This is a genomic window from Pseudonocardia adelaidensis (assembly GCF_039543345.1).
GTDB lineage: Bacteria > Actinomycetota > Actinomycetes > Mycobacteriales > Pseudonocardiaceae > Pseudonocardia > Pseudonocardia adelaidensis.
Map to the genome: position 1 here is coordinate 94,839 of NZ_BAABJO010000006.1, position 22,765 is coordinate 117,603.

The window sequence follows — 22,765 nt, forward strand, 5'->3', positions numbered from 1 at the left end:
TACCTGGCGAGCCGACCGGAGTGCCTGCTCACAGCCGCTGGCACGATCGCCCCATGAGTGCCTCCCTGCCCGATGTCGCGCCCGGGTTCGTCGAGATCGCCCACCGCATCGTCTGGGCCACCGCCGCCACCGTCGACCCGCAGGGCAGGCCCTGGACCCGGGTCCTGCACCCGATCTGGGAGTGGGACGGCGAGCGGCTCACCGGGTGGGTCGCCACCGGCCCGACCCCGACGAAGCGGGCGCACCTCGCGGCGCACCCCTACGTGTCGGTGACCTACTGGGACCCGTCCCACGACACCGCGTCGGCCCACTGCCACGCGGCACTCCACACCGACGACGCCACCCGCACCGCGGTGTGGGAGCGCTTCGCCGCGGGCCCCGAGCCCGTCGGCTACGACCCGACGATCATCCAGGCCTGGAAGGGCGGCCCGCTCACCCCGGAGTTCGCCGCGCTGCGGCTGGACCCGTGGCGGGTACGGGTCCAGCCGGCGGCGGTGCTGCTGGAGAGCAAGGTCGACCTGGTACGGGAGTGGCGCTCCTGACGGTCGGCCGCCCGCACACTGCGCAGCCCAGACAGGAGGCTCTCAGTGGATCAGCTCGCGTACGCGGGCACCAGTGCGCCTCCCACGCGCATGTGCGGCTCCGCCTCCTCGTGGCGGCCGAGGCGTTGCAGGGTGCGGCCGAGCAGGACGCGGGCGTAGGCGTCGTCGGGGTGCTGCGCCACCAGCTCCTCGAGCGCCGCGAGGGCCCGACCCAGCTGCGCCGAGGCGTACCAGGCGCGGGCGGCGAGCATCCGCACCGAGCGGTCGTCCCCGTGCCCGGCGAGCAGGGGCCGGAGCAGGGCGAGCGCGCCGAGCGGGTCGCGCTGCTCCAGCAGCGACTCCGCCCACCGGTAGCGCTCCACCTCGGCGGGCAGCGGCCGGCGCTCGGCGACGTGCGCGAAGGACCCGGTGAGGAACTCCGCGATCACCTCGGGCGGCTGGGCCCCGGCGAGCGCCCGGTCGCCGGCGACGATCGTCGGCGAGGTCCGGATGCCGCGGGCCTTGCCCTCCAGGAGCAGCTCACGCACCCGTTCCTCGCCTGCGTCCGCGGTGAGGAGCTCCGAGGCCTCCGGGAACACGTCCCCGACGACCCGGGCGAGCACCTCCCGGTCGCCGATGTCGACGGCGTCGATGAAGTGGGCTCGCAGCAACGCCTCGACCACCGCGTCCTGCACGCCCGCCTGCTCGGCCAGCGCGATCAGCCGGTGGGCGTCGTGGCTGCTCGCCCGCCAGGCGGCACCCCATGGCGGGCCGAGGCCCTCCTTCGCGGCGATCCGGTCGACGGGGAGGCGGTTCTCCGCGGGCGAGAGGTCGGGCGCGCAGACCCGCAGCGCCTCGTCGGCCGCCGGGTCGCACAGCGCGTCGGCGAGCGGCTCGGCGGGCACCGGCGCCGTCGGGTCGATCCGGTACGGCCGCCACACCACCTCGGCCGGCTCGCCGAGGGTGGCGAGCGCCCGCTCCACCCGGCGCTTGCCGATGTAGGCCCACGGGCAGACGACGTCCATCCAGATCTCGATGCGCATGACACCAGGTTACACGACATGTGTTGTTTAAACGACAGGTGTTGTAGAGTGGCGACGTGCCCCCCGACGATCCCCGCGCCCGCCGCACCCGCGCGAGCCTGCGATCCGCCGCGCTCGAACTGGCGGGCGAGCGCGACCCGGCCGGCGTCACGCTCTCGGCCGTCGCGAACCGGGCCGGCATCAACCGGGCCACCGTCTACCTGCACTACCCCGATCTCGACGCTCTCTTCGCCGACGCGATGGAGGAAGCTGTCACCACCGTCGCGCGGGCCGCGCAGCTGTGCCCGCTCGACGCGCCCGCCGGCAGCGCTCCCCCGCCGCTCGTGGAGCTGTTCGAGCACGTGCGGGCCCATGCCACGCTCTACGCCCGCATGCTCGGCCCGCAGGGCAGCGCCCGCTTCGCCTCGCGGTTGCGCGAGGCGCTGGGCGTGGCGCTGGTGGAACGGTTCCGGGCCGGCGCGCGGCCGGTGCCGGCGGAGGGGGTGCCGATCGGGGTGCACGCCGCCTACCTCGCAGGCGCCTTGGCCGGGGTGATCGCACACTGCGCCGCGGGCGAGCCACGGCCGGCCGCCGACACCGCGAGGGCCACCTGGCAGCTCCTCGCCCGCGCCTGACCGGCTCCGGGACGCCCGGTCAGGCGGTCCGCCGTGCTCCGCGGGCGACCGCCGTCAGCAGGGTCGTCAGCTGCTCGCGGAAGCGCAGGGCGTCGTGGGCCCACCGGGGCTCCTGCGCGTAGAGCTCGCGCAAGGTGTCCGACGGCCGGGAGAGCTGGAACTGGTACGCCGCGCAGCTCATCGCGCCGGCCAGGAAGGTGCGGGCGCCGTCGCGGTCGAGCCCGGTGTCCGCACCGGCCAGCGCCTCCACCATGGCGTCGTACGCCTCGGTGGCCGCGAGCTTGTAGCGGCGGGCGCGCTCCAGCCGCACGGCGCCCTCCAGGCTGAGGACGACGTGCGTCAGCAGATCGCAGAACAGCGGCAGCTGTTCGAGCGAGCCGCTCACCACGGATGCCAGTGCCTCCGGAGTGAGCTCCGTGGCGTCGTCCAGGTCGCTCAGCAGCCGGTCGCGCCAGTCGGCCCACCCCTGCTCGGCGAGCTCGAGGAGCAGCTCCTCGCGTGATTCGAAGTAGCGGCGCAGGGCCGAGGGGTGCAAGCCGACCCGGGCCGTGACCGCGGTGAGCGTGACCTCGCGCACGCCCCGCTCCGCTGCGAGCTCGCGGGCGGCGGCGAGCAGTGCCGTCTTGCGCAGCTCCTTGTCCTGCGGGGACCGGGCCCGCTGCCTCGCCTGGCTCACCCCGGCACGATAACGCAATCACATTGACTTACGGCGGGGACCGGCCTAGCGTCGATAACGCACAGGCATTGCGTTACAGATCGGGAGTTGGACCATGAGTGCAGTGTTCTTCGTGACCGGTTCGTCCCGCGGGCTCGGCCGCCGGATCGTCGAGGAGGCACTGGAAGCCGGGCATCGCGTGGTCGCGACGGCCCGGAACGTGCGCACCCTCGACGACCTCGCCGCCCGGTACGGCGACCGGATCCACATCGAGCAGCTCGACGTCACCGACCCGGCCGCGGCGGAGCGCGCGGTCGCGAACGGTGTCGCGGAGTTCGGCCGGCTGGACGTCGTGGTCAACAACGCCGGCCAGGGCGACCGGGCGGCGCTGGAAGACACCACCCTCGACGCATTCCGCCGGCAGGTCGAGACGAACTTCCTGGGAACCGTCCACGTCACCAAGGCCGTCCTCCCGCTCCTGCGCGAGCAGGGCGGCGGTCGCGTCATCCAGATCTCGTCGGTCGGCGGCCGGATCGGCAGCCCCGGCATGACCGCCTACCAGTCGGCGAAGTGGGCCGTCGGCGGGTTCAGCGAAGCCCTCGCGGCCGAGGTCGCACCGCTCGGCATCAAGATCACCGTCGTCGAGCCCGGCGGGATGCGGACCGACTGGGCGGGCTCCTCGATGGCCACCCCACCGATCAGCGAGCCGTACGAGGCGACGGTCGGGGCGTCCGCACGCGCGATGGCGAACTTCGAGGACGTCGCCAACGGCGACCCGCGCAAGGTCGCCCAGCTCGTGCTCACCGTCGCCGGTCTCGACGACCCGCCACTGCGGATCCTCGCCGGCGGCGACGCCTACGAGTTCGGCCGGGAGGCGTGGCTCCGCCGCGTCGAGACGGACGCGCGGTGGGAGGAGCTCAGCCGGTCCACCGACCACGACGACGCCCGTGACGACTGGCGGGAGCAGCGCGGGGTCACGGTGCTGGGTGGGCACGGATAGTCCGCCCGGCGACCTGCGAGGTCATCGACCGGCCCGCCTCCGCGGGCGAGCGTGGGCACCTGACCACATACGGGGTCGCCCACATGAAGTCCGTCCGGCGGGGCGGCCGGCCTGAGGTCGGGTCAGGTGACGTCGTCGAGCCGCTTGGCGTCGAGCGCGCTCGGGCTCGTGTCGACGGCACTGGGTGCGGTGTCGATCGCACTGGGGGCGGTGTCGATCGGGCTCGGGGCGTCGGGGTCCCAGTCGTCCCAGCCCTCGGCGGCCCGCTGCCGGGAGCGGCGCCGGTCGTTCAGGCGGCTGATCTGGATGGCCACCTCGAACAGCAGCACCAGTGCGAGGGCGAGGGCGATCATCGAGATCGGGTCCTGGCCAGGGGTGGCGATCGCGGCGAACACGAAGAGACCGAACGTCAGCCCGCGGCGCCATGCCTTGAGCTTGGCGTAGCTGAGCACCCCAGCGACGTTCAGCATCACCACGAGCAGGGGCAGCTCGAAGCTCACGCCGAAGATCAGCAGCAGGGCGATGACGAACGAGAAGTACAGGTCGCCCGACAACGCGGTGGTCTGGATCTCCGAGCCGATGGTGAGCAGGAAGGCCAGGCCCTGGGTGATGACCGCGTACGCCAGCACGGCACCGGACACGAACAGCACCGACGCCACCGACACGAACGAGAGCGCGTAGCGCCGCTCGTTGGCGTGCAGCCCCGGGACGATGAACGCCCAGATCTGGTAGAGCCAGACCGGGCAGGCCAGCACGACACCCGCGGTGGCGCCGACCTTGAGGCGCAGCGTGAACTGGTCGAACGGCCCGGTGCCGAGCAGCGTGCAGGACCCGTCCGCGGTGAACACCGCGCGCGAGGACGCGGGCAGTGCGCAGTAGGGCGCCTTCAGCACGTCGCCGAGGCTGGGCAGCGTGTAGATCGGGACCGCGAACCAGATGTATCCGAAGATCGTGGTGATCACGATGGCGACGAGCGCGATCGTGATCCGGTTGCGCAGCTCGTACAGGTGCTCGACGAGCGACATCGTGCCGTCGGGGCTCTTGGGCCTCTTGTCGCCCCGACGGAGCGGGAATCCTGCCACCGCGCCGGTACTACTGGGCCGAGGTGCTGCCCGAGCCCGGCTGCGCGGCACGCGACGTCTCGGGAGCCTTGTCGGCCGGCTTGGCCTGGCCCTCGGGGAGCGCCTTGGGGTCCGCCGCGGCGGGCTGCTCGGCCGGCGCCTCGCCCTTCGTCCCGTCGTCCTTCATGCCCTTCATCTCGCCCTTGAACACGCGCGCGGACTGGCCGATCGACCGGGCCATGTCCGGCAGGCGCTTGGCACCGAACAGGAGCACCAGGACCCCGATGAGGATCACCAGCTCCCAGCCACCGAGGTTCGGCATGGTTATCGTCCTTCCGCCGTGAAGAGTCGTTGCGAAGTCTACGCGGGTCGCGGCTCAGGTCGATCCGCGTCGTCGCTCGCCGGCCAGGGCGCGCAGCACGGCGACGCGTTCCGTCACGCGCGCGCGCAACGCCGCCTTCGCCCGGGCGAACCGCCGGACCGGTGGCAGCGCGAGGACCAGCAACACCGCCAGCAGCACGATCCCCACGCCGGCCGTGAGCATAACCGCCGTCACGTCACCCGTCCCCCCATTCCCGGTCCACCGCGTCGAGCGCCTCGCGCGCCCGTGCCGCCACGGCCTCCACCAGCTCCGGTGGCTCGAGCAGCCGTGCGCCGCCCCCGAGGCCCAGCACCATCCGCACCAGCCACGCCGGGTCGGCGTAGCGCAGCTGCACCCGCACCCGCTCGTCGCCCAGCTCGACGACGTCGTCCACCGGGTAGTACTCGGCCACCCAGCGCGCCTCGCGCTCCAGCAGCAGCACCGCCGACCGGTGCTCCGCGCTGGGCCGGAACAGGCCCTCCGAGACGTCCGTCGGTTCCGCGTCCGGCGGCGGCGCTGCGGGCTCGTCGAGCACGGCGACGTCCTCGACCCGGTCGAGCCGGAACAACCGCACGGCCTCGGCCCGCCGGCACCAGGCCTCCAGGTAGCCGCGGCCGTCGACGATGAGCAGCCGCATCGGGTCGATCGTGCGCTGCGAGACCGCGTCGCGTCCCGCCGTGTAGTAGACGATCCGCAGGGCCTTCCCGGCCGCGAGCGCGTCGCGCACCGCGGCCGTGGTGGCGGCCTCCTCCCGCGTGGGCGCGTCCATCGCCACCCCGGCGAGCCCGGCATCGCCCACGGCGCGCTCCACCTTCGCGGCCGCCCGCCGCACCGCCTCGGTGTCGGCCACGCCGGGGACGTCCGCGAGCGTGCGCAACGCCATCAGCAGCGCCGTCGCCTCGGCGGTGGTGAGCCGCAACGGGCGCCGCATGCCGGCGTCGTGGGTGACGGTGACGGTGTCGCCGGAGAAGGACAGGTCGACCAGGTCGCCGGGGCCGTAGCCGGGCAGCCCGCACATCCAGAGCAGCTCGAGGTCGCGCCGCAGCTGCTTCTCGGAGATCCCGAAGTCGGCCGCCGCCTCCGCGACGGGGATTCCGGGGCGGGCGAGCAGGTAGGGCACGAGCGAGAGCAACCGCGGCAGCCGCTCCGTGACACCACCCGTGCTCATGTCCTGGCCAGCGGCTCGGTGTGCGCCGCGACCGAGGCCGCCCAGTTGGCGCGCACCGCGTCGGCGAGGCGTTGCGGGCCGAGCACGGCGACGTCGGGGCCGTGGCCCGCGACCCAGCGGGCGAGGGTCTCCACGTTGCGCAGGTCGAGCTCCACCTCGTCGCCCACCCGCCCGGCGCGGGTGTGCCGGCCCACGACCCGGCCGAGTCGGCGCAGGCCGTGCGCGCGCCCGTCGGCGATCCAGACGCGGGCGGTGTCGGTGGCGGGCGGTGGGTCGACGCCCTCTCGGACCATCCCCATCAGGTCGACCCCCTCGGGCACCTGCACCGCGCCCGCCGGCCCGATCGCGCTGACCGGCTCCATGATCCGGGAGACGCGGAAGCAGCGAGGCGCGGCGCGGTCGCGGTCGTAGCAGCACAGGTACCAGCGCCCGCGCCACGACACCACGCCCCACGGTTCCACCGTGCGCCGCTGGACGGGCCCGCCCACGCCCCCGCGCTGGTGGTCGAACGTGACGGCCCGCCCGGCCCGCACCGCGGCGAGCAGCGGGGCGAACGCCGGGTCGGCGCCGCGCACCCGCGGCTGCACGCGCCCCTGCTCCTCGTCGACCTCCACACCTGCGGCACGCAGCTTCACCAGCGCGCTGTGGGCCGGCATCGCGAGCTCGGGCGAATCCCACAGCCGCGCCGCCAGCGCGACGGCCGCGGCCTCGTCCGGTTCGAGGTGGATCTCGCCGAGCTCGTAGTCCTGGCGGGCGATCCGGTAGCCGTCGACCGGGTCGAAGCTCGACAGCCGCCCGGTCTCCAGCGGTACGCCGAGCTCGCGCAGCTCGGCCTTGTCGCGCTCGAACATCCGGAAGAACGCTTCGTCGCCCCGCGCGTCGGCGTACCCGGGCACGATCTGGCGGATCCGCTCCGCGGTGAGGAACTGCCGGGTGGACAGCAGGCAGAGGACCAGGTTCACCAGCCGCTCGGCCCGGGCAGAGGACACCCCGGCATCGTACGACCGGGCACGGGCGTCGCGTGGCCGACCGGCGGGAACGCGCGCACGCGACCCCCCGTCGGCGATGGGTGGCGTGCCGCGCCGGGCGCGACCGGATGGCGTTGGCGGTCGGGCGGTGATCAGCAACTCCACCGTGGTGCTGGCCGCGGCGAGGTGCTGCACGTCGCGACCAGGGCGTCGGCGACCGACCGATCAGCACGTCACGGTGGTGTCGGCAGCGGTGTGCTGCTCGCGGTGGGCCGGCCCGGTCCGTGGCCTGCCGCCGATTCCGGCGGATGGGCGCATGGACGGTGTTGCCGAATCGAGCGTGCGCCGCCGGTGTCGGCGGAGATGCGTGCCGTCCCCGGCACCGCCTTCCAGCGGCCCACTCGGAACCGCAGGCCTTCGGGGAAACCGGCCGGAAAGTTGTCCACCGGGACGGCGTGGACCTCATGGGTGTTCGATCTTGAACTGGGACCCGTCACGTCGATCTCGAGGCCGTGGACAGCTTCGGCGTTGCGCGGAACGCAACCCAGCCACCCACCCCAGGCGGCAGGGTCGGGATCGACCGCGGTGTACACGCGCACGGTCAGGAGGAGATGGGTGGCAGGCCGCGACCGGCCGGGCACGGCGCGCCCACCGCAGCGGATCCTCGCCTCTCCGCGAGCAGCCCTACAACGACGCGATCAGGCGCTCCACCCGCTCGTCGACGGCCCGGAACGGGTCCTTGCACAGGACGGTGCGCTGGGCCTGGTCGTTGAGCTTGAGGTGCACCCAGTCGACGGTGAAGTCGCGCCCCGCGGCCTGGGCGGCGGCGATGAAGTCGCCGCGCAGCTTCGCCCGCGTCGTCTGGGGCGGGGTGTCCTTGGCCGCCTCGATCTCGCCGTCGTCGGTGACGCGGTCGACCATGCCCTTGCGCTGCAGGAGGTCGAAGAGGCCGCGGCCCCGGCGGATGTCGTGGTAGGCGAGGTCGAGCTGCGCGATCCGGGGGCTCGCGAGGTCGAGGCCGTTGCGCTCGCGGTACCGCTCCACGAGCCGGTGCTTGATGGCCCAGTCGATCTCGCGGTCGATCAGCGACAGGTCCCCGCTCTCGACGGCGTCGAGGACGCGGCCCCACAGTTCGACGACCCGCGGGATGGTGGGGTCGGCGCTGCCCCGGGTGCGGACGTGCTCGACCGCCTTGGCGTGGTACTCGCGCTGGATGTCCAGCGCGCTCGCCTCCCGTCCGCCTGCGAGCCGGACGGTGCGCCTTCCGGTGAGGTCGTGGCTGATCTCGCGGATGGCGCGGATCGGGTTGTCGAGGGTGAAGTCGCGGAACTGGACGCCCGCCTCGATCATCTCCAGCACGAGCGTGGCCGACCCGACCTTGAGCAGGGTGGTGACCTCGGACATGTTGGAGTCGCCGACGATGACGTGGAGACGGCGGTAGCGCTCGGCGTCGGCGTGCGGCTCGTCGCGGGTGTTGATGATCGGCCGCGACCGGGTGGTGGCGCTGGAGACGCCCTCCCAGATGTGCTCGGCCCGCTGCGACAGGCAGTACACGGCGCCGCGCGGGGTCTGCAGGACCTTCCCCGCCCCGCAGATCAACTGCCGGGTGACGAGGAACGGCAGCAGCACGTCGGCGATCCGCGAGAACTCACCTGCCCTGGCGACCAGGTAGTTCTCGTGACAGCCGTAGGAGTTGCCCGCGGAGTCGGTGTTGTTCTTGAACAGGTAGATGTCGCCGCCGATGCCCTCGTCGACCAGCCTGCGCTCGGCGTCGACGAGCAGGTCCTCGAGGATCCGCTCCCCCGCCTTGTCGTGGGAGACGAGCTGGGCCAGCGAGTCGCACTCGGCCGTCGCGTACTCGGGATGGCTGCCGACGTCCAGGTAGAGGCGGGCACCGTTGCGGAGGAACACGTTCGACGAGCGCCCCCACGACACCACCCTGCGGAACAAGTAGCGTGCCACCTCGTCGGGCGACAGGCGCCGCTGCCCGTGGAAGGTGCACGTGACCCCGAACTCGGTCTCGACGCCGTAGATCCGCCGCTGCATCCGGCAAGCGTAAGCGGAGAGGGGCCCATAGCGTCACGGCTGTCACCGTCCGATTGCGGCGCGTCGCCCGGACGTTCTAGCGATGGCGCCCCACGGCCGGCGCGAACGGCCGCTTGACTTCGCGCCATCGCCGCACACCGTGCACCTCACCGCGCGAACAGCTCGACCCGGTCGAGTACCGGAGCCGGTACACCGATCACCAGGAGAACAGGCTCCTTGTCCCCCGCCATGCCGGGCCGCACCCGAGCCTCCTCGACCTGGGCGAGAAGCTCCCGGGCGAGGAAGACGCATCCACGAGGACGTTGCGATCCTGACCAGCCGGACAACGCCCTGGCGCCGCATGCCCACCCTCTCCCCCGGGTGTGGTTTCGCCGGTCCCCGGCCGGTCGTGAGCGACTATCGTCGGTATCCGCATCCGAGCCGACACGCTGGGTGCGGAACGACGCGCCCGTTGACGGGGACGGCCTCCGACGCAGCGCCCTGCGTAGGGTCACTCCCGTGCTGCCCTGGATCCGGCGCGTCACGGACGACGTGGTCGACGCCGATCGGGCGGTGTCGCGCACGGTCGCGGCGCTGCCGCCGAGCCCGTTGGACGCCGCCATGAAGTCGGTCTCGACCGCCGCCAACCACAGCGTGTTGTGGTTCTTCGTCGCCGCTGTCCTCGCGGCCCGGCGTGGCGCGAGCCGGAAGGGGGCGGCCCGCGGCGTGCTGGCCATCGCCGCCGCGAGCGCCACGGCGAACGGGCTGCTGAAGCCGCTGCTGCCGCGTCGCCGCCCGGCAGCGGCCGAACTGCCCGCCTACCAGACGCTGCGCAACCCCCCGACGTCGTCGTCGTTCCCGTCCGGGCACGCCGCCTCCGCGGCCGCGTTCGCCACCGCCGTGGCGATGGAGAGCCCGAAGCTGGGGCTCGCCGTCGCCCCGCTCGCCGCGTCCGTGGCGTACTCGCGGGTGCACGTCGGCGTGCACTGGGCCACCGACGTGCTGGCGGGCGCCGCCGTGGGCAGCGGGATCGCCCTGGCCACGCACCGCTGGTGGCCCGTCCGGCGCAGCGACGAGGCGAGGGCCAGGCCGCTCGGGGCCGTGCCCCGGCTGCCCGACGGCGACGGGCTGGTGCTCGTCTCGAACCAGCGCTCCGGCGATCCCGACTACGACCCGGCCGCCGAGCTGGAGAAGGCGCTGCCGGCCGCCGAGGTGCTGCGGGCCACCCCGGGCCGGGACATCGACGAGCAGCTCGATACCGCCGTCGAGGCACGGGGCGCGTGGGTGCGCGCGATCGGCGTGGCGGGCGGCGACGGGTCGGTGGCCGCGGCCGCGACGGTCGCGGGACGCCGGGACCTCCCGCTGGTGGTGGTCCCCACGGGCACCCTCAACCACTTCGCGCGTGACGTCGGCGTGTACGACATGCAGGAGGCGGTGGACGCCACCGGTGCGGGCGAGGCCGTCGCCGTCGACCTCGGGCTGGTCGACGTCCACCCGGGCCACGGCACCGACCCCCTGAGCGGCGACGTCGTGCGGCGGCGCTACTTCCTCAACACCGCGAGCCTCGGCTCCTACCCGGACCTGGTGCGGCTGCGGGAGAAGTGGCAGGGCCGCTGGGGCAAGTGGCCCGCGTTCGCCGCCGCGCTCGTGGTGGTGCTCCACCGGGCCGAGCCGGTGCGGATCAAGGTGGACGGCCGGTGGCTCGAGGTCTGGCTGCTGTTCGTCGGCAACGGGCCCTACCACCCGCGGGGCATGGTGCCGGCCTGGCGCCCGTCGCTCGACTCCGGGCTCCTCGACGTGCGGTGGCTGCGGGCCGACGTCCGGTTCTCCCGGCTCCGCGCGGTGGCCGCGCTGCTCCTGGGTGCGCTCGGGCACAGCCGCGTCTACCACCAGCGCGAGGTCGGCGTGCTCGACGTCGAGCTGGCCGTGCCCGGGATGCTCGCCACCGACGGCGAGGTGGTCGAGGAGGCCGGCCGCTTCACCTTCCGGGTGGCCGAGCGGCGGGTGCCGGTCTACCGCCGCCAGGAGGACAACTGGAGCGGCCGGGACCGGCCCTTCCTCGGATGAGGGCGCGCACACCGGCGGCCGCGGCCGCGGCCGCGTGCGTCCTCGCCGAGCTCACCGCCCCGGCGGCGGCCGCCGAGCCCGGGGAGCCGGACGCGGCGGCGGTCGCCGCGCTCGTGCAGGGCCACATCGGCCCCACCCGGCTCCCGGGCGTCGCGGTCGCCGTGGTCCACGACGGCAGGGTCCTGCACGTCGGCGGGTACGGCCACGACTCCCGCGGCGAGCCGGTCACCGGGAAGACGCCGATGTGGCTCGGCGGGGTGTCCGAGTCGTTCACCGCGATGGTCCTGGCGCAGCTGGCCGGGCCCGGGTTCGTGCCGCTGGACGATCCGGTCGTCGCGCACCTGCCCGAGTTCAGCACGGCCGACCCGCGGTCCGCGCAGATCACCGTGCGCCAGCTGCTGGACCACACCTCCGGCCTGCCCGCCACCCACGACACGGCGTCGGGTCGCCCGCGGTCGCTGGAGGAGGCCGTCGCCGGGCTGCGCGACGTCACGCTCGTCGCCGCGCCCGGGGAGCGGCGCGTGCGCAGCGAGCCCGGGTACTGGGTGGCCGCCCGGCTCGTGGAGGTCGCGACCCGGCGCCCGTTCGACACGGTCCTGTGGGACCGCGTGCTGTTCCAGACCGGGATGCTCGCCACCACGGCGGTCGCCGGTACGCGCGACCTGGTGCCCGGCCTCGTGGACGGGCACGACCGGTTCCTCGGGGTCAGCCGCCCGCAGGCGGAGCCCGACCGGTTCGTCGACGGGTCCGGAGGCGTCGTCGGCCCGGCGGAGGACGTCGCCACATGGCTCGCGTTCAACGCCGGCTACGGCCTGCGCACGGTGATGGCGGGTGACGGGCTGCGCGAGGTGCAGCGGCTCGGCTGGGAGGACCGCTCCGGCGAGCTGGTGCTGCGCGGGCGCACCGCCACCGCGTCGGCCACGCTCGTGCTGCTGCCCGACACCCGCTACGGCGTCGCGGTACTCGCGAACAGCCGCGAGCCACTGGACGGCGGCACCGGCGCGGGTCCCAGCGAGTGGACGACCTCGCCGACGGGTTGGTCGCCCTCACCCGCGGCGCCCCGCCCCGCGCTCCCGGCCTGCCGTTCGCGTTCCTCGCGGAGCTGCTCCTCGTGGTCGCCGCGGTGGCGACGATGCTCGGTGCGGGCCGGGCGGTGCTGCGGTCCCCGCGGTGGGCGCGCCGCCGGGCGGGCCGGACCGGGGCCGCGGTCATGCGCCTCGTCCCGTACCTGCTGCCGCTCCTGCTGCTCGCGGTGCTGCCGCGCGCCGCGGCGCCGGTGGTGGGTGGCGCCACCTTCCGCGACCTCGCCGAGGTGTGGCCCACGGCCCTCGTCGCGGCGGAGGTGGTCGCGGCCGCCGGGGCCGTGGTGGTGGCCACGAGGCTGCTCGCACTGGCGCGGCTCCGCCGTGGCGCCCGCCGCGGCGTCAGCCCCCGTACGGAACCGTGAGCACCTCGAGGAAGTGCCCCCCGGGCGACTCGAAGTAGAGCCCGCGCCCGCCGTCGTTCGTGTTGAAGCCGGGCGTTCGCCGACCGGGGTCGGCCCAGGTCTGCAGCCCGCGCTCGCGCAGCCGCTGCGCGACGGCGTCGAACTCGTCCTCGCTGATCAGGAACGCGTAGTGCTGCGCGGCGACGTCGCCGCCGACGTCCATGAAGTCGAGGCTGACGCCGTTGGCCAGCTCGACCACGGCGAAGGGGCCGAACGACCCCGGCTCGGGCAGGCCGAGCACGTCGGCGACGAACCGGGCCTCGGCCTGCTTGTCATGGGTGGAGACGATGGTGTGGTTCAGCTCGACGGCCATGCCGCCCAGGATGGGACGTGAAGCCCGGTTCAGGTCAAGAGCCGGCGTCGTCGTTCACCGCTGCGCTGCCCGCCGGGGCGTCGTCGCCGCCCGCCTCGGACCGCTGCCCGCCGCTCGCGGCCCGGTTGGCCTCGGGGAGCAGGTCACGCAGCACGTTGCCGGTGATCCGGCGGAAGGTGCGGCGCGGGCGGGTGCGGTCGAGCACGGCGACCTCCAGCGCGCCGACCGCGAGCACCTCGTGGCTGCCGCCGTTGGCGGCGGTCCCCGACTGCAGCGCCTCCACGGCGATCGCGATGGCCTCGCCCAGCTCCAGGCCGCTCCGGTAGGTCTCCTTGAGCTTCGCGCTGATCGGCTCGGTGGTGCCGCCCATCACGACGAACTGCGGCTCGTCGGTGATGGAGCCGTCGTAGGTGATCCGGTAGAGCTGGTCGGAGCCCGGGTCAGCGCCGACCTCGGCGAGGCACAGCTCCACCTCGTAGGGCTTCTGCTGCTCGACGAAGGAGGTGCCCAGCAGCTGGGCGTAGCCGTTGGCGAGCCCGCGCCCGGTGACGTCGCGCCGGTCGTAGGTGTAGCCGCGCAGGTCGGCGTGGCGGATGCCGGCGGTGCGCAGGTTGTCGAACTCGTTGTAGCGGCCCACCGCGGCGAACCCGATGCGGTCGTAGATCTCGGAGACCTTGTGCAGGGCGGTGGAGCGGTTCTCGGCGACGAACAGCACGCCGCCGGTGTAGGTGAGCACGACGACGCTGCGGCCGCGGGCGATGCCCTTGCGCGCCAGCTCGGAGCGGTCGCGCAGGAGCTGGTCGACCGACGAGTAGAACGGCATCGTCACGGGAGGAACTCCTGGTGCGTCGAGGGGGAGCGGGTCACGGGGAGGTCATCCCCCGGGGTTCTCGGTGCGGCCTGCGACGACGTCGCGCACGACCGCCTCGATCTCCTCCTCGGGCCTGCGCACGGCACCGTCCGGGCCGGTGATGCTCACGACCACGGGGAAGATCCGGCGGGTGAGGTCGGGGCCGCCGGTGGCGGTGTCGTCGTCGGCGGCGTCGTAGAGCGCCTCGACGGCGGCGCGCACGGCGCCGGCCAGATCGGCGCCCGGGTCGTGCCGCTTCTTCAGAGCCGACTTCGCGAACACCGAGCCCGAGCCGATGGCGTGGTAGCCCAGCAGCTCGTCGTAGCGGCCGCCCGCGGCGTCGTAGGTGACGATGCGGCCCGCCTTCGCCGGCTCGGCGTCGACGTCGTAGCCGACGAGGATGGGGACCACGACGAAGCCCTGCATCGCCGCGGCCAGGTTGGCCTGGACCATGCCCGCGAGCTTGTTGGCCTTGCCGTCCAGCGAGAGGGGCACGCCCTCGGTCTTCTCGTAGTGCTCCAGGTCGACGCTGTAGAGGCGGACCATCTGCAGGCCGTTGCCCGCCGTGCCGGCGAAGCCGACCGCGGAGTAGGTGTCGGTGACGAAGACCTTCTCGATGTCGCGCTGGGCGATCACGTTGCCCTGCGTGGCTCGCCGGTCACCGGCGATCACCACGCCCTCGGCGAAGGTGAGCGCGACGATCGTGGTGCCGTGCGGGACCTCGAGCCCTCCCACCGCGCCCGCGCCCGCGGTCGGCGAGGTGCCCGGCGGCACCCGGCCGGGCAGCAGGTGCGGCGCGGTGGCGGCGACGAAGTCGGTGAACGACGTGACGCCGGGGGCGAGGTACGCGCCCAGGCCGGTAGGCACGCCGAGGGGAGGACGCTCGGGGAACGTCATGGTCAGGTGAGAGCCTCTCTCCGTGCGGGTGCGCTGACGGTGCGGGGTGGTGCGGTGCCGGGGTGCGGGGGCGGTTACTCGCCGCCCTTCTGCACGTAGGCCCGGACGAAGTCCTCGGCGTTCTCCTCGAGCACGTCGTCGATCTCGTCGAGGATGGTGTCGACGTCCTCGCCGAGCTTCTCACGCCGCTCCTGACCCGCAGCAGCGGCGTCGGCACCCTCGTCGTCGTCGCCGCCGCCACCGCCCTGGCGCTTGGTCTGCTCCTGCGACATCGTGAATCCTCCTCGCGCCTGCCCGGCCACCGCTGCCGTACTGCATGCGGTGTGCCGGATCGGTGTAGATGAACACTACCTAGCGGAACCGCGACACGCCCGGGATTGCGGGCGGGCCGATGGGCGCGTCGGCGCGTTCGGCCGCCTCAGCCGCGCGTGAGCGCCTCGACCAGCTCCTCGGCCGTGCGGGATCGATCCAGCAGCTCCCCGACGTGCCGGCGGGTGCCGCGCAGGGGCTCGAGCGTGGGGATCCGCACCAGCGACTCCCGGCCGAGGTCGAAGATCACCGAATCCCACGAGGCTGCGGCCACCTCCGCCGGGTAGCGCTCCAGGCAGCGGCCGCGGAAGTACGCGCGGGTGTCCTCGGGTGGGCGGTGCATCGCCGCGACGACGTCGTCCTCGGACACGAGGCGCTTCATCGACCCGCGCGTGACGAGGCGGTTGTACAGGCCCTTGGCCATGCGCACGTCGGTGTACTGCAGGTCCACCAGCGCGAGGCGCCCTGAGCTCCAGTTCAGTCCGTCGCGCTCGCGGTAGCCCTCGAGCAGGCGCAGCTTCGCGGTCCAGTCCAGGCGGTCGGCGGTGCTCATCGGGTCGCGGGCAAGGTCGTCGAGCACCTCGCCCCACAGCGTGAGCACCTCGGCCGTGGCGTCGTCGACGTCGGCGCCGAGGGTGTTCTCGACGTGCTTGCGGGCCTTCTCGAAGTATGCGCGCTGCACGTCGAGCGCGGTCATCTTGCGGCCGTCGGTGAGCTCGACCAGCATCTTGAGGCTCGGGTCGTGGCTGATCCGGTGCACCGAGCGGACGGGCTCGGCCAGGCGCAGCTCGTCGAACCGGACCCCGGCCTCGATCATGTCCAGCACCAGCGCCGTGGTGCCCACCTTGAGCAGGGTGGAGTACTCGCTCATGTTGGCGTCGCCGATGATGACGTGCAGGCGGCGGTACTTGTCGGCGTCGGCGTGCGGCTCGTCGCGCGTGTTGATGATGCCGCGCTTGAGCGTGGTCTCCAGCCCGACCTCGACCTCGATGTAGTCGCTGCGCTGGGCGATCTGGTAGCCGGCCTCGTCGCCGGTGGCGCCCAGCCCGACGCGCCCGGCCCCGCAGACCACCTGCCGTGTGACGAAGAACGGCATGAGCCCGGCGACGATGGACGGGAACGTGGTCTGCCGCGACATGAGGTAGTTCTCGTGCGAGCCGTAGCTCGCGCCCTTGCCGTCGACGTTGTTCTTGTACAGCTGGATCCGGGGTGCCCCGGGCACGGTGGCGGCGCGCTCGGCGGCCTCCTCCATCACCCGCTCCCCCGCCTTGTCCCAGACCACGGCGTCGCGCGGGGTGGTGACCTCCGGCGTGGAGAACTCCGGGTGGGCGTGGTCGACGTAGAGCCGCGCACCGTTGGTGAGGATGACGTTGGCGGCGCCCAGGTCGTCCAGCTCGGACTCGGCGGGGTTGTGCATCGTGGGCGCCGACAGGTCGAAGCCGCGCGCGTCGCGCAGGGGTGACTCCACCTCGTAGTCCCAGCGGGCGCGCCGGGACCGCGGGATGTCGGCGGCGGCGGCGTAGGCCAGCACCACCTGGGTGGAGGTGATCACGGGGTTCGCGGTGGGGTCGCCCGGGACCGAGATCCCGTACTCGACCTCCGTGCCCATGATCCGGCGGGCGGTCACGAGACGGCCCCGACGTGCGCACTCATACCCCGAGCCTAGTGGCCCCCGCCGGACGTACGGCACGCATCTCGACGCCACCGATACGTCCGGCGGCGCCCACCAGATGGTTGATTCCTGGGTTCTCGGTGGTCGCGGGCGATCGGGGAGCGCCCGACGGGGGCGTCGGCGCGGCGGTCGGGGCGCACGAATGTGATACCCGGGCCCGCCGTGCACGTGGTGTCGTCCGAGGTGCCGCACGCGCACCGGATCGCCGATCAAGGGGAAATGGTGGCCGAATGATCTCCGGGAGCGACCATCCGGCCTTGGTCACCGCTGCCGAGCAGCCATCTGCCCTTGATCGCTGCGCTGGCCCCGGTCACGAGGGCGATCGCCCCGTCGATCCGCCTCGTTGCTCCGTTTCGGTGGTCCTGCGGCCATGCTGCGGCCCGCGCCCGGATCGCTCGTAGCGCCCGCCGTGGTGGTGCCACCAGCACCACCATCCCCACCACCGGGCATCGCACACTGGACGGCGTGCCGGACCCGACTCGTCGCCGTCCCGACCTGGCCGCGTTCCTGCGCAGCAGGCGGGCGCGGATCAGCCCGGCGGACGTCGGCCTCCTGCCGGGGCCGAGCCGCCGCACCCCGGGCCTGCGCCGCGAGGAGGTCGCCGTCCTGTCCGGCGTCGGCACCACCTGGTACACCTGGCTGGAGCAGGGCAGGCCGATCAACGCCAGCGCCGAGGTCGTCACCGCCGTGGCCCGCAGCCTCCGGCTCGACGCCATCGAGCAGGCGTACCTGCACCGCCTCGCGGGCCTGCCCGGGGCGCCGCCGCCCGGCGCCGACCGGATCGGGCCGGCCGTCCAGGTGATCCTCGATGCCCTCGCCCCGCTGCCGGCGTGCGTGCTCGACGCGCGCTTCGACGTCCGCGCCTGGAACGCGCCGTACGCCGTGCAGATCGCGATGTCGGTCACCGCCTTCGCGGTCACCGACGCACCGGGGCTGCGGATGACCGTGTACTCGCCGGTCGACGACGCGAACCGCGACCGTGTCGAACGGCTGCTCGCCAACCCGTCCGCGCCGCCCGCCGACCACGAGCACGGGCGAGGATGACCGCGTGCAGGACGCGGACGAACCGGTGGCCCGCTACGACGCCGCCGGGCACGAGGTCGGGGTGGCGCCGCGCGGCGTCGTCTACCGGGACGGGCTGTGGCACGCCGCCACCGGCGTGCTGGTCCGCAGCGGTGACGGCGAACGCGTCTACCTGCACCGGCGTTCGCCCGAGAAGCTGATCTTCCCCGGCTGCTACGACTGCTGGGCGGGCGGGGTGCTCGGACCCGGCGAGTCACCCGACGCCGCCGCGGCCCGCGAGCTCGCCGAGGAGCTGGGCGTGCGCGGCGTCCCGCTGCAGCCGATCGACCGCTTCGCCTACGACGACGGCACCGTGCGCTACCACGTCTTCCTCTACGAGGTGCGCTGGGACGGGCCGCTGCGCCACCAGCCGGAGGAGGTCGTGTGGGGCGGCTGGGTCACGCTCGACGAGCTGCGCACCGTCCTCGCCGACCCGGGGCGCCCGTTCACGCCCGACGGGCGGATGGGGATCGAGCGCTGGTTCGCAGCGCGGTAGCGGTCGGTATCCCGCCCGCACGGCGCCACCGCTCTCAGACGGCGAACAGCAGGGCGGCGCTCACCAGCACGACGACCGCGGTGGCGAAGTGGATGCCGAAGGCCACCGCCTTCGTGCCGCCGTGGCGCAGGACTATGACGGTGTCGCCCAGCGGGACGAGCGCGACGACGAGCATGAACCACGCTGCGGCCTGCGCGCTGACGAAGGCGAGCAGGGCGAGCCCGAGCACGCCGAAGGCGGTGTCCCGCAGGCCCTTGATGGCGAGGTAGGCGTCCGCGCCGTCGCCTGCGGGGATGCCGTAGCCGACGGCGGCGGCCCGGGGGGCCAGGAAGAACCGCATCCCGATGAAGATCACGAACGCGTCGAGCACGAAGGCGAGGCCGTAGGCGACGGGGGTGAGCACGGGGTCTCCTCTGCTAGCAGTGCTAGGAACGCGGTCCACGCTAGCGAAGCAGCGACAGATTGTCTAGCACTGCTAGAATCGGAGCATGTCGACACGGACGCGCCGGGAGCGCGAGCGGTCCGCCCGCGAACGGATGATCGTCAGCGCCGCGCGGCGGCTCGCCGAGGCCGAGGGCTGGGACGCGGTGACCACCCGCCGGCTCGCGGCGGAGATCGAGTACAGCCAACCGGTGCTCTACAGCCACTTCGCGGGCAAGGACGCGATCATGGCTGCCGTGGCGGTCGAGGGCTTCGCCGAGCTCGCCACCGCGCTCCGCGCGGCGCGCACGGCGGCCGCCGGGCCCCGCGCGGCGCTGGCAGGCGTCGCGCAGGCCTACGCCGCGTTCGCCGACGGCAGGCCCGCCCTGTACGACGCGATGTTCACCCAGGCCGTCGACCTCCCGTTCGCCACCCCCGACGCGCCCGCGGCCCTCCGGGACGGGTTCGCCGAGCTGCGGGCGGCGCTGCAGCCGCTGGCGGGCGCCGACGAGCCGGAGCTGCTCACCGAGACCTTCTGGAGCGCCCTGCACGGACTGGTCGGCCTGCAGCGGAGCGGGCGGCTGCGGCGGGACGACCACGAGCGCAGGCTGGCGCTGCTCGTCGCCCGCTTCGGCGACCCATGAGCTCCGCCCACGCCTGGGCGACGCCGAGCAGGTTGCCCCACCCGGACTCGCACATGGGCGTGAAGCCACACGCATGTGGGGACGCCGTGGCCCTCAGCGATGCGCACGGCATCCAGGTCGGGCAGGTCCAGGCCGGGCGCTGAGCCGGATCAGAGGTGGATCTCGCGCCGGCCGCGCCGTGGCTCGCCGTCCCGAAGGCAGTATGGATCGCGACGACTGGGAGGGGTGGGTATGGGCGTGCAGGGGGCTGGGCCCGCGTTCCGGAGCGCGGTGGAGCTCGTCGAGGCGATGGAAGCGGGCGCGGTGTCGGCGGTGGAGCTCGCCGAGCAGGCCATCGCGCGGATCGAGCGGCACGACGGGACGCTGAACGCGGTGTGCGTGCCGGACTTCGAGCGGGCTCTGGAGGCCGCGCGGGCCGCCGACGCCGCCCGCACGCGAGGAGAGGCCCGGCCGCTGCTCGGGGTCCCGATGACCGTCAAGGAGTCCTTCCACGTCGCAGGCCTGCCCACCACGTGGGGCATACCGGAGTTCGCGGGCTTCGTCCCGGACTCCGACGCGGTCGCCGTGCAGCGGGTGAAGGCGGCGGGCGCCGTCGTGCTGGGCAAGACGAACGTGCCGTTCGCGCTCGGGGACATGCAGAGCTACAACGCGATCTACGGGACGACCGGCAACCCGTGGGACGCGCAGCGCACCCCCGGCGGGTCGTCGGGCGGGTCGGCCGCGGCGCTCGCTGCCGGGTACGGGGCGCTGTCGATCGGCTCGGACATCGGCGGTTCCCTGCGCAACCCGGCGCACTACTGCGGGGTCTACGCCCACAAGCCGTCCCTCGGGCTGCTCCCGCTGCGCGGGCACACGCCTCCGGACGTTCCGGTGGTCCCGGCCGAGAGTGACCTGGCGGTGATCGGCCCGATGGCGCGCACCGCGGCTGACCTGAAGCTCCTGCTGGACGTCCTCGCCGGCCCCGACCCCCTGGGCGCCGGCGTCGCGTACCGTCTCGCGCTCCCGGAGGCCCGCCACGACGAGCTCGGCGGCTACCGGGTCCTCGTCGTCGACTCCCATCCGTTGATCCCGTCCGCGTCGAGCGTGCGCGCCGCGATCGACGCCGTCGCCGCCGGGCTGGCCGCGGCCGGCGCCAAGGTGGAGCGGGAGAGCCCGCTGCTGCCGGACCAGGCGGAGACCGCCCGCGTGTATGCGCGGCTCCTGATGTCGACGCTCGGTGCCCGGTTCCCGGTGGAGGTCTACGAACACGTGCGGGCAGAGGCGGGGCAGTTGGCCGACGACGATCGGAGCCTCACCGCCGAGCGCGTCCGCGGCGCGGTCGCGAGCCACCGCGACTGGCTCGCTGCCGACGCACAGCGCGCGGTGCTGCGCCAGCAGTGGAGGGACCTGTTCGCCGAGTTCGACGTGGTGCTGTACCCGGTCATGCCGACACCGGCGTTCCCGCACGACCACAGCCCGATGGGGACCCGCCGGATCGACGTCGACGGCGCCGACCACGACTACTTCGACCAGATCGCGCTCGCCGGTGTGGCGACGCTCCCCGGCCTCCCGGCCACGTCGTTGCCCATCGGCACGTCCGATGAGGGGCTGCCGATCGGGGTGCAGGCCATCGGCCCGATGTTCGGCGACCGCACCACCATCCGGTTCGCCGAGCTGGTCGAGCGCGAGCTCGGCGGCTTCAGACCACCCCCGGGCTACTGAGGCGAGCGGCAGCCCGCCCGCTAGAGGTTGATCATGTGGCCGGTCAACCCGTGGAAGGCCTCCTGCAGGCCCTCGGACAGGGTCGGGTGGGCGTGCACGTTGCGGGCGAGCTCGTGGGCGGTGAGGTCCCACTTCTGGGCCAGGGTCAGCTCGGGCAGCAGCTCGGTGACCTCCGGGCCGATGAGGTGCCCGCCCAGGAGCTCACCGTAGGTCTCGTCGGCCACGAGCTTGACGAACCCGCCCGGCTCGCCGAGGCCCTGCGCCTTGCCGTTGGCGGTGAACGGGAACTGGGCGACGGCGACCTTCCAGCCCTTCTCGTCCGCCAGCTCGCGGGCCTGCGCCTCGGTGTAGCCGAAGCTCGCGACCTGCGGGGTGCAGAAGGTGGCGCGCGGCATCATCACGTAGTCCAGCGGCACGGTCTCGGCACCCGCGATCGTCTCGGCCGCCACCACGCCCTGCGCCTCGCCGACGTGCGCGAGCATCAGCTTGGCCGTGACGTCGCCGATCGCGTAGATGTGCGGCACGTTGGTGCGCATGTGGTCGTCGATGGCGATCGCGCCGCGCTCGGTGAGCTGCACCCCGATGTTCTCCAGGCCGTAGCCCTTCACCCGGGGGCTGAACCCGATGGCCTGCAGCACCTTGTCGGCGTGCAGCTCACGGGTCTGCCCGTCCTTGCCGGTGACCGTGACGGTGACCTGGTCGCCGGAGTCGTCGATCGAGTCGACGCGCGTGGACGTGAGGACCTGCACGCCCAGCTTCCGGTAGTGCTTGGCCAGCTCCTTGGACACGTCCGCGTCCTCGAGCGGGAGCAGCCGGTCCAGGAACTCGACGATCGTGACCTCGACACCGTAGTTGCGCAGGATGTAGGCGAACTCGACGCCGATCGCGCCCGCGCCCGCGATGATCACGCTCCGGGGGAGTTCCCGGGTGAGGATCTGCTCCTCGTAGGTGACGACGCGCTCGGACAGCGACGTGCCGGGCAGCAGCTTGGTCTCCGCACCCGCGGCGATGATGGCGTCGTCGAACGTGATCAGCTCGGTGCCGCCGTCGGAGAGCCGCACCTCGATCGTCGAGGCGTCGACGAACGAGCCCCAGCCGTTCACCTCGGTGATCTTGTTCTTCTTCATGAGGTAGTGCACGCCCTTGACCCGGCCATCGGCCACCGTCCGGCTGCGGTCGAAGGCCACGCCGAAGTCGAGCGAGATGTCACCGGAGATGCCGAACGTCTTCGCCTCGGAGGTGAGGATGTGGGCCAGCTCGGCATTGCGCAGGAGCGCCTTCGACGGGATGCAGCCGACGTTCAGGCACACCCCGCCCCAGTACTTCTCCTCCACCACGGCGACGCTGCGGCCGAGCTGCGCCGCCCGGATCGCCGCCACATACCCACCCGGACCCGCCCCGAGGACCACGACATCGACGTGAGTTGCCATGG

General features: G+C 73.5%; 25 protein-coding genes and 1 pseudogene. 10 read left to right on the forward strand and 16 right to left on the reverse strand.

Going from position 1 to position 22,765, the window contains the following annotated elements:
- Window positions 1–53: 53 nt before the first annotated feature.
- Window positions 54–542: a pyridoxamine 5'-phosphate oxidase family protein gene (locus ABEA81_RS09535; RefSeq protein ID WP_345604526.1), complete on the forward strand. Its 489-nt coding sequence runs from the start codon at window positions 54–56 to the stop codon at window positions 540–542.
- Between the two features lie 50 nt (window positions 543–592).
- Here ABEA81_RS09535 and ABEA81_RS09540 read toward each other — a convergent pair whose 3' ends face one another.
- On the reverse strand, window positions 593–1,564 hold the full coding sequence (locus ABEA81_RS09540; RefSeq protein WP_345604527.1) for a DsbA family protein: 972 nt from the start codon (window positions 1,562–1,564) through the stop codon (window positions 593–595).
- Window positions 1,565–1,620: 56 nt separating this feature from the next.
- Here ABEA81_RS09540 and ABEA81_RS09545 point away from each other — a divergent pair, with 56 nt between their 5' ends.
- Complete coding sequence (locus ABEA81_RS09545) at window positions 1,621–2,178, forward strand: TetR/AcrR family transcriptional regulator (RefSeq protein WP_345604528.1); 558 nt, start codon at window positions 1,621–1,623, stop codon at window positions 2,176–2,178.
- Between the two features lie 19 nt (window positions 2,179–2,197).
- Here ABEA81_RS09545 and ABEA81_RS09550 read toward each other — a convergent pair whose 3' ends face one another.
- Window positions 2,198–2,854 carry a TetR family transcriptional regulator gene (locus tag ABEA81_RS09550; protein ID WP_345604529.1) on the reverse strand — a complete coding sequence of 219 codons (657 nt, stop codon included), beginning with the start codon at window positions 2,852–2,854 and terminating at the stop codon, window positions 2,198–2,200.
- Between the two features lie 94 nt (window positions 2,855–2,948).
- Here ABEA81_RS09550 and ABEA81_RS09555 point away from each other — a divergent pair, with 94 nt between their 5' ends.
- Window positions 2,949–3,833: an SDR family NAD(P)-dependent oxidoreductase gene (locus ABEA81_RS09555; RefSeq protein ID WP_345604530.1), complete on the forward strand. Its 885-nt coding sequence runs from the start codon at window positions 2,949–2,951 to the stop codon at window positions 3,831–3,833.
- 122 nt (window positions 3,834–3,955) lie between these two features.
- Here ABEA81_RS09555 and tatC read toward each other — a convergent pair whose 3' ends face one another.
- The 7 genes from tatC to pafA form a co-directional block, all read right to left on the reverse strand.
- Window positions 3,956–4,858, reverse strand: coding sequence for a twin-arginine translocase subunit TatC (gene tatC / locus ABEA81_RS09560; protein ID WP_425570499.1), 903 nt, complete (start codon window positions 4,856–4,858; stop codon window positions 3,956–3,958).
- 67 nt (window positions 4,859–4,925) lie between these two features.
- Window positions 4,926–5,216, reverse strand: a complete 291-nt coding sequence (gene tatA, locus ABEA81_RS09565; RefSeq protein ID WP_345604536.1) for a Sec-independent protein translocase subunit TatA — start codon at window positions 5,214–5,216, stop codon at window positions 4,926–4,928.
- A 54-nt stretch (window positions 5,217–5,270) separates the two neighbouring features.
- A complete protein-coding gene (locus ABEA81_RS09570; protein ID WP_345604537.1) occupies window positions 5,271–5,450 on the reverse strand; it encodes a hypothetical protein in 180 nt (59 codons plus the stop codon).
- A 1-nt stretch (window position 5,451) separates the two neighbouring features.
- On the reverse strand, window positions 5,452–6,423 hold the full coding sequence (locus ABEA81_RS09575; RefSeq protein ID WP_345604538.1) for a helix-turn-helix transcriptional regulator: 972 nt from the start codon (window positions 6,421–6,423) through the stop codon (window positions 5,452–5,454).
- Window positions 6,420–7,412 (reverse strand): helix-turn-helix transcriptional regulator, encoded by a 993-nt coding sequence (locus tag ABEA81_RS09580; RefSeq protein WP_345604539.1) that lies wholly within the window; start codon window positions 7,410–7,412, stop codon window positions 6,420–6,422. The genes ABEA81_RS09575 and ABEA81_RS09580 overlap by 4 nt, the downstream gene beginning before the upstream one ends.
- 212 nt (window positions 7,413–7,624) lie before the next feature.
- The gene (locus ABEA81_RS09585; RefSeq protein ID WP_345604540.1) at window positions 7,625–7,990 is read right to left on the reverse strand and encodes a hypothetical protein; all 366 of its coding nucleotides are present in this window, start codon (window positions 7,988–7,990) and stop codon (window positions 7,625–7,627) included.
- An 85-nt stretch (window positions 7,991–8,075) separates the two neighbouring features.
- Entirely contained in the window at window positions 8,076–9,437 is a 1,362-nt protein-coding gene (pafA, locus tag ABEA81_RS09590) for a Pup--protein ligase (RefSeq protein WP_345604541.1), read from the reverse strand.
- 498 nt (window positions 9,438–9,935) lie between these two features.
- Here pafA and ABEA81_RS09595 point away from each other — a divergent pair, with 498 nt between their 5' ends.
- The 3 genes and pseudogenes from ABEA81_RS09595 (at window position 9,936) to ABEA81_RS09605 (ending at window position 12,930) form a co-directional block, all read left to right on the forward strand.
- Window positions 9,936–11,483, forward strand: coding sequence for a bifunctional phosphatase PAP2/diacylglycerol kinase family protein (locus ABEA81_RS09595; RefSeq protein ID WP_345604542.1), 1,548 nt, complete (start codon window positions 9,936–9,938; stop codon window positions 11,481–11,483).
- A pseudogene (locus ABEA81_RS42595) lies at window positions 11,480–12,412 on the forward strand (serine hydrolase domain-containing protein); the annotation flags it as partial. The gene ABEA81_RS09595 and the pseudogene ABEA81_RS42595, both read left to right, overlap by 4 nt.
- Before the next feature lie 86 nt (window positions 12,413–12,498).
- A complete protein-coding gene (locus ABEA81_RS09605; protein WP_345604544.1) occupies window positions 12,499–12,930 on the forward strand; it encodes a hypothetical protein in 432 nt (143 codons plus the stop codon).
- Here the strand turns inward: ABEA81_RS09605 and ABEA81_RS09610 are convergent.
- From ABEA81_RS09610 to dop, 5 genes are all read right to left on the reverse strand, one after another.
- Window positions 12,908–13,282 (reverse strand): VOC family protein, encoded by a 375-nt coding sequence (locus tag ABEA81_RS09610; protein WP_345604545.1) that lies wholly within the window; start codon window positions 13,280–13,282, stop codon window positions 12,908–12,910. The two genes, ABEA81_RS09605 and ABEA81_RS09610, sit on opposite strands and share 23 nt — an antisense overlap.
- A 34-nt stretch (window positions 13,283–13,316) precedes the next feature.
- Window positions 13,317–14,111 carry a proteasome subunit alpha gene (prcA, locus tag ABEA81_RS09615; protein WP_345604546.1) on the reverse strand — a complete coding sequence of 265 codons (795 nt, stop codon included), beginning with the start codon at window positions 14,109–14,111 and terminating at the stop codon, window positions 13,317–13,319.
- Between the two features lie 45 nt (window positions 14,112–14,156).
- A complete protein-coding gene (prcB, locus tag ABEA81_RS09620; protein ID WP_345604547.1) occupies window positions 14,157–15,029 on the reverse strand; it encodes a proteasome subunit beta in 873 nt (290 codons plus the stop codon).
- 74 nt (window positions 15,030–15,103) lie between these two features.
- Window positions 15,104–15,301 carry a ubiquitin-like protein Pup gene (locus ABEA81_RS09625; protein ID WP_141276402.1) on the reverse strand — a complete coding sequence of 66 codons (198 nt, stop codon included), beginning with the start codon at window positions 15,299–15,301 and terminating at the stop codon, window positions 15,104–15,106.
- A 146-nt stretch (window positions 15,302–15,447) separates the two neighbouring features.
- A complete protein-coding gene (gene dop, locus ABEA81_RS09630; RefSeq protein WP_345604757.1) occupies window positions 15,448–16,947 on the reverse strand; it encodes a depupylase/deamidase Dop in 1,500 nt (499 codons plus the stop codon).
- Between the two features lie 528 nt (window positions 16,948–17,475).
- Between dop and ABEA81_RS09635 the strand changes: the two genes are divergently transcribed.
- Complete coding sequence (locus ABEA81_RS09635) at window positions 17,476–18,054, forward strand: MmyB family transcriptional regulator (protein WP_345604548.1); 579 nt, start codon at window positions 17,476–17,478, stop codon at window positions 18,052–18,054.
- Window positions 18,055–18,058: 4 nt separating this feature from the next.
- Complete coding sequence (locus tag ABEA81_RS09640; RefSeq protein WP_345604549.1) at window positions 18,059–18,568, forward strand: NUDIX domain-containing protein; 510 nt, start codon at window positions 18,059–18,061, stop codon at window positions 18,566–18,568.
- 34 nt (window positions 18,569–18,602) lie between these two features.
- On the opposite strand, the gene ABEA81_RS09645 is transcribed toward ABEA81_RS09640, so the two are convergent.
- Window positions 18,603–18,971 (reverse strand): DUF4267 domain-containing protein, encoded by a 369-nt coding sequence (locus tag ABEA81_RS09645; RefSeq protein ID WP_345604550.1) that lies wholly within the window; start codon window positions 18,969–18,971, stop codon window positions 18,603–18,605.
- An 85-nt stretch (window positions 18,972–19,056) separates the two neighbouring features.
- Here ABEA81_RS09645 and ABEA81_RS09650 point away from each other — a divergent pair, with 85 nt between their 5' ends.
- Both ABEA81_RS09650 and ABEA81_RS09655 read left to right on the forward strand, forming a co-directional pair.
- On the forward strand, window positions 19,057–19,632 hold the full coding sequence (locus ABEA81_RS09650) for a TetR/AcrR family transcriptional regulator (RefSeq protein WP_345604551.1): 576 nt from the start codon (window positions 19,057–19,059) through the stop codon (window positions 19,630–19,632).
- A 231-nt stretch (window positions 19,633–19,863) separates the two neighbouring features.
- The gene (locus ABEA81_RS09655; RefSeq protein WP_345604552.1) at window positions 19,864–21,333 is read left to right on the forward strand and encodes an amidase; all 1,470 of its coding nucleotides are present in this window, start codon (window positions 19,864–19,866) and stop codon (window positions 21,331–21,333) included.
- Between the two features lie 20 nt (window positions 21,334–21,353).
- Here ABEA81_RS09655 and lpdA read toward each other — a convergent pair whose 3' ends face one another.
- Complete coding sequence (gene lpdA / locus ABEA81_RS09660) at window positions 21,354–22,763, reverse strand: dihydrolipoyl dehydrogenase (protein ID WP_345604553.1); 1,410 nt, start codon at window positions 22,761–22,763, stop codon at window positions 21,354–21,356.
- Between the last annotated feature and the right edge of the window lie 2 nt (window positions 22,764–22,765).

What these genes read in the sequence shown, in the direction of transcription:
- ABEA81_RS09535 (WP_345604526.1), top strand. Translation starts at nt 54, where the DNA reads ATGAGTGCCTCCCTGCCCGATGTCGCGCCCGGGTTCGTCGAGATCGCC.
- ABEA81_RS09540 (WP_345604527.1), bottom strand. Translation starts at nt 1,564, where the DNA reads ATGCGCATCGAGATCTGGATGGACGTCGTCTGCCCGTGGGCCTACATC.
- ABEA81_RS09555 (WP_345604530.1), top strand. Translation starts at nt 2,949, where the DNA reads ATGAGTGCAGTGTTCTTCGTGACCGGTTCGTCCCGCGGGCTCGGCCGC.
- tatC (WP_425570499.1), bottom strand. Translation starts at nt 4,858, where the DNA reads ATGTCGCTCGTCGAGCACCTGTACGAGCTGCGCAACCGGATCACGATC.
- tatA (WP_345604536.1), bottom strand. Translation starts at nt 5,216, where the DNA reads ATGCCGAACCTCGGTGGCTGGGAGCTGGTGATCCTCATCGGGGTCCTG.
- ABEA81_RS09575 (WP_345604538.1), bottom strand. Translation starts at nt 6,423, where the DNA reads ATGAGCACGGGTGGTGTCACGGAGCGGCTGCCGCGGTTGCTCTCGCTC.
- pafA (WP_345604541.1), bottom strand. Translation starts at nt 9,437, where the DNA reads ATGCAGCGGCGGATCTACGGCGTCGAGACCGAGTTCGGGGTCACGTGC.
- ABEA81_RS09610 (WP_345604545.1), bottom strand. Translation starts at nt 13,282, where the DNA reads ATGGCCGTCGAGCTGAACCACACCATCGTCTCCACCCATGACAAGCAG.
- prcB (WP_345604547.1), bottom strand. Translation starts at nt 15,029, where the DNA reads ATGACGTTCCCCGAGCGTCCTCCCCTCGGCGTGCCTACCGGCCTGGGC.
- ABEA81_RS09625 (WP_141276402.1), bottom strand. Translation starts at nt 15,301, where the DNA reads ATGTCGCAGGAGCAGACCAAGCGCCAGGGCGGTGGCGGCGGCGACGAC.
- dop (WP_345604757.1), bottom strand. Translation starts at nt 16,947, where the DNA reads ATGGGCACGGAGGTCGAGTACGGGATCTCGGTCCCGGGCGACCCCACC.
- ABEA81_RS09650 (WP_345604551.1), top strand. Translation starts at nt 19,057, where the DNA reads ATGTCGACACGGACGCGCCGGGAGCGCGAGCGGTCCGCCCGCGAACGG.
- ABEA81_RS09655 (WP_345604552.1), top strand. Translation starts at nt 19,864, where the DNA reads ATGGGCGTGCAGGGGGCTGGGCCCGCGTTCCGGAGCGCGGTGGAGCTC.
- lpdA (WP_345604553.1), bottom strand. Translation starts at nt 22,763, where the DNA reads ATGGCAACTCACGTCGATGTCGTGGTCCTCGGGGCGGGTCCGGGTGGG.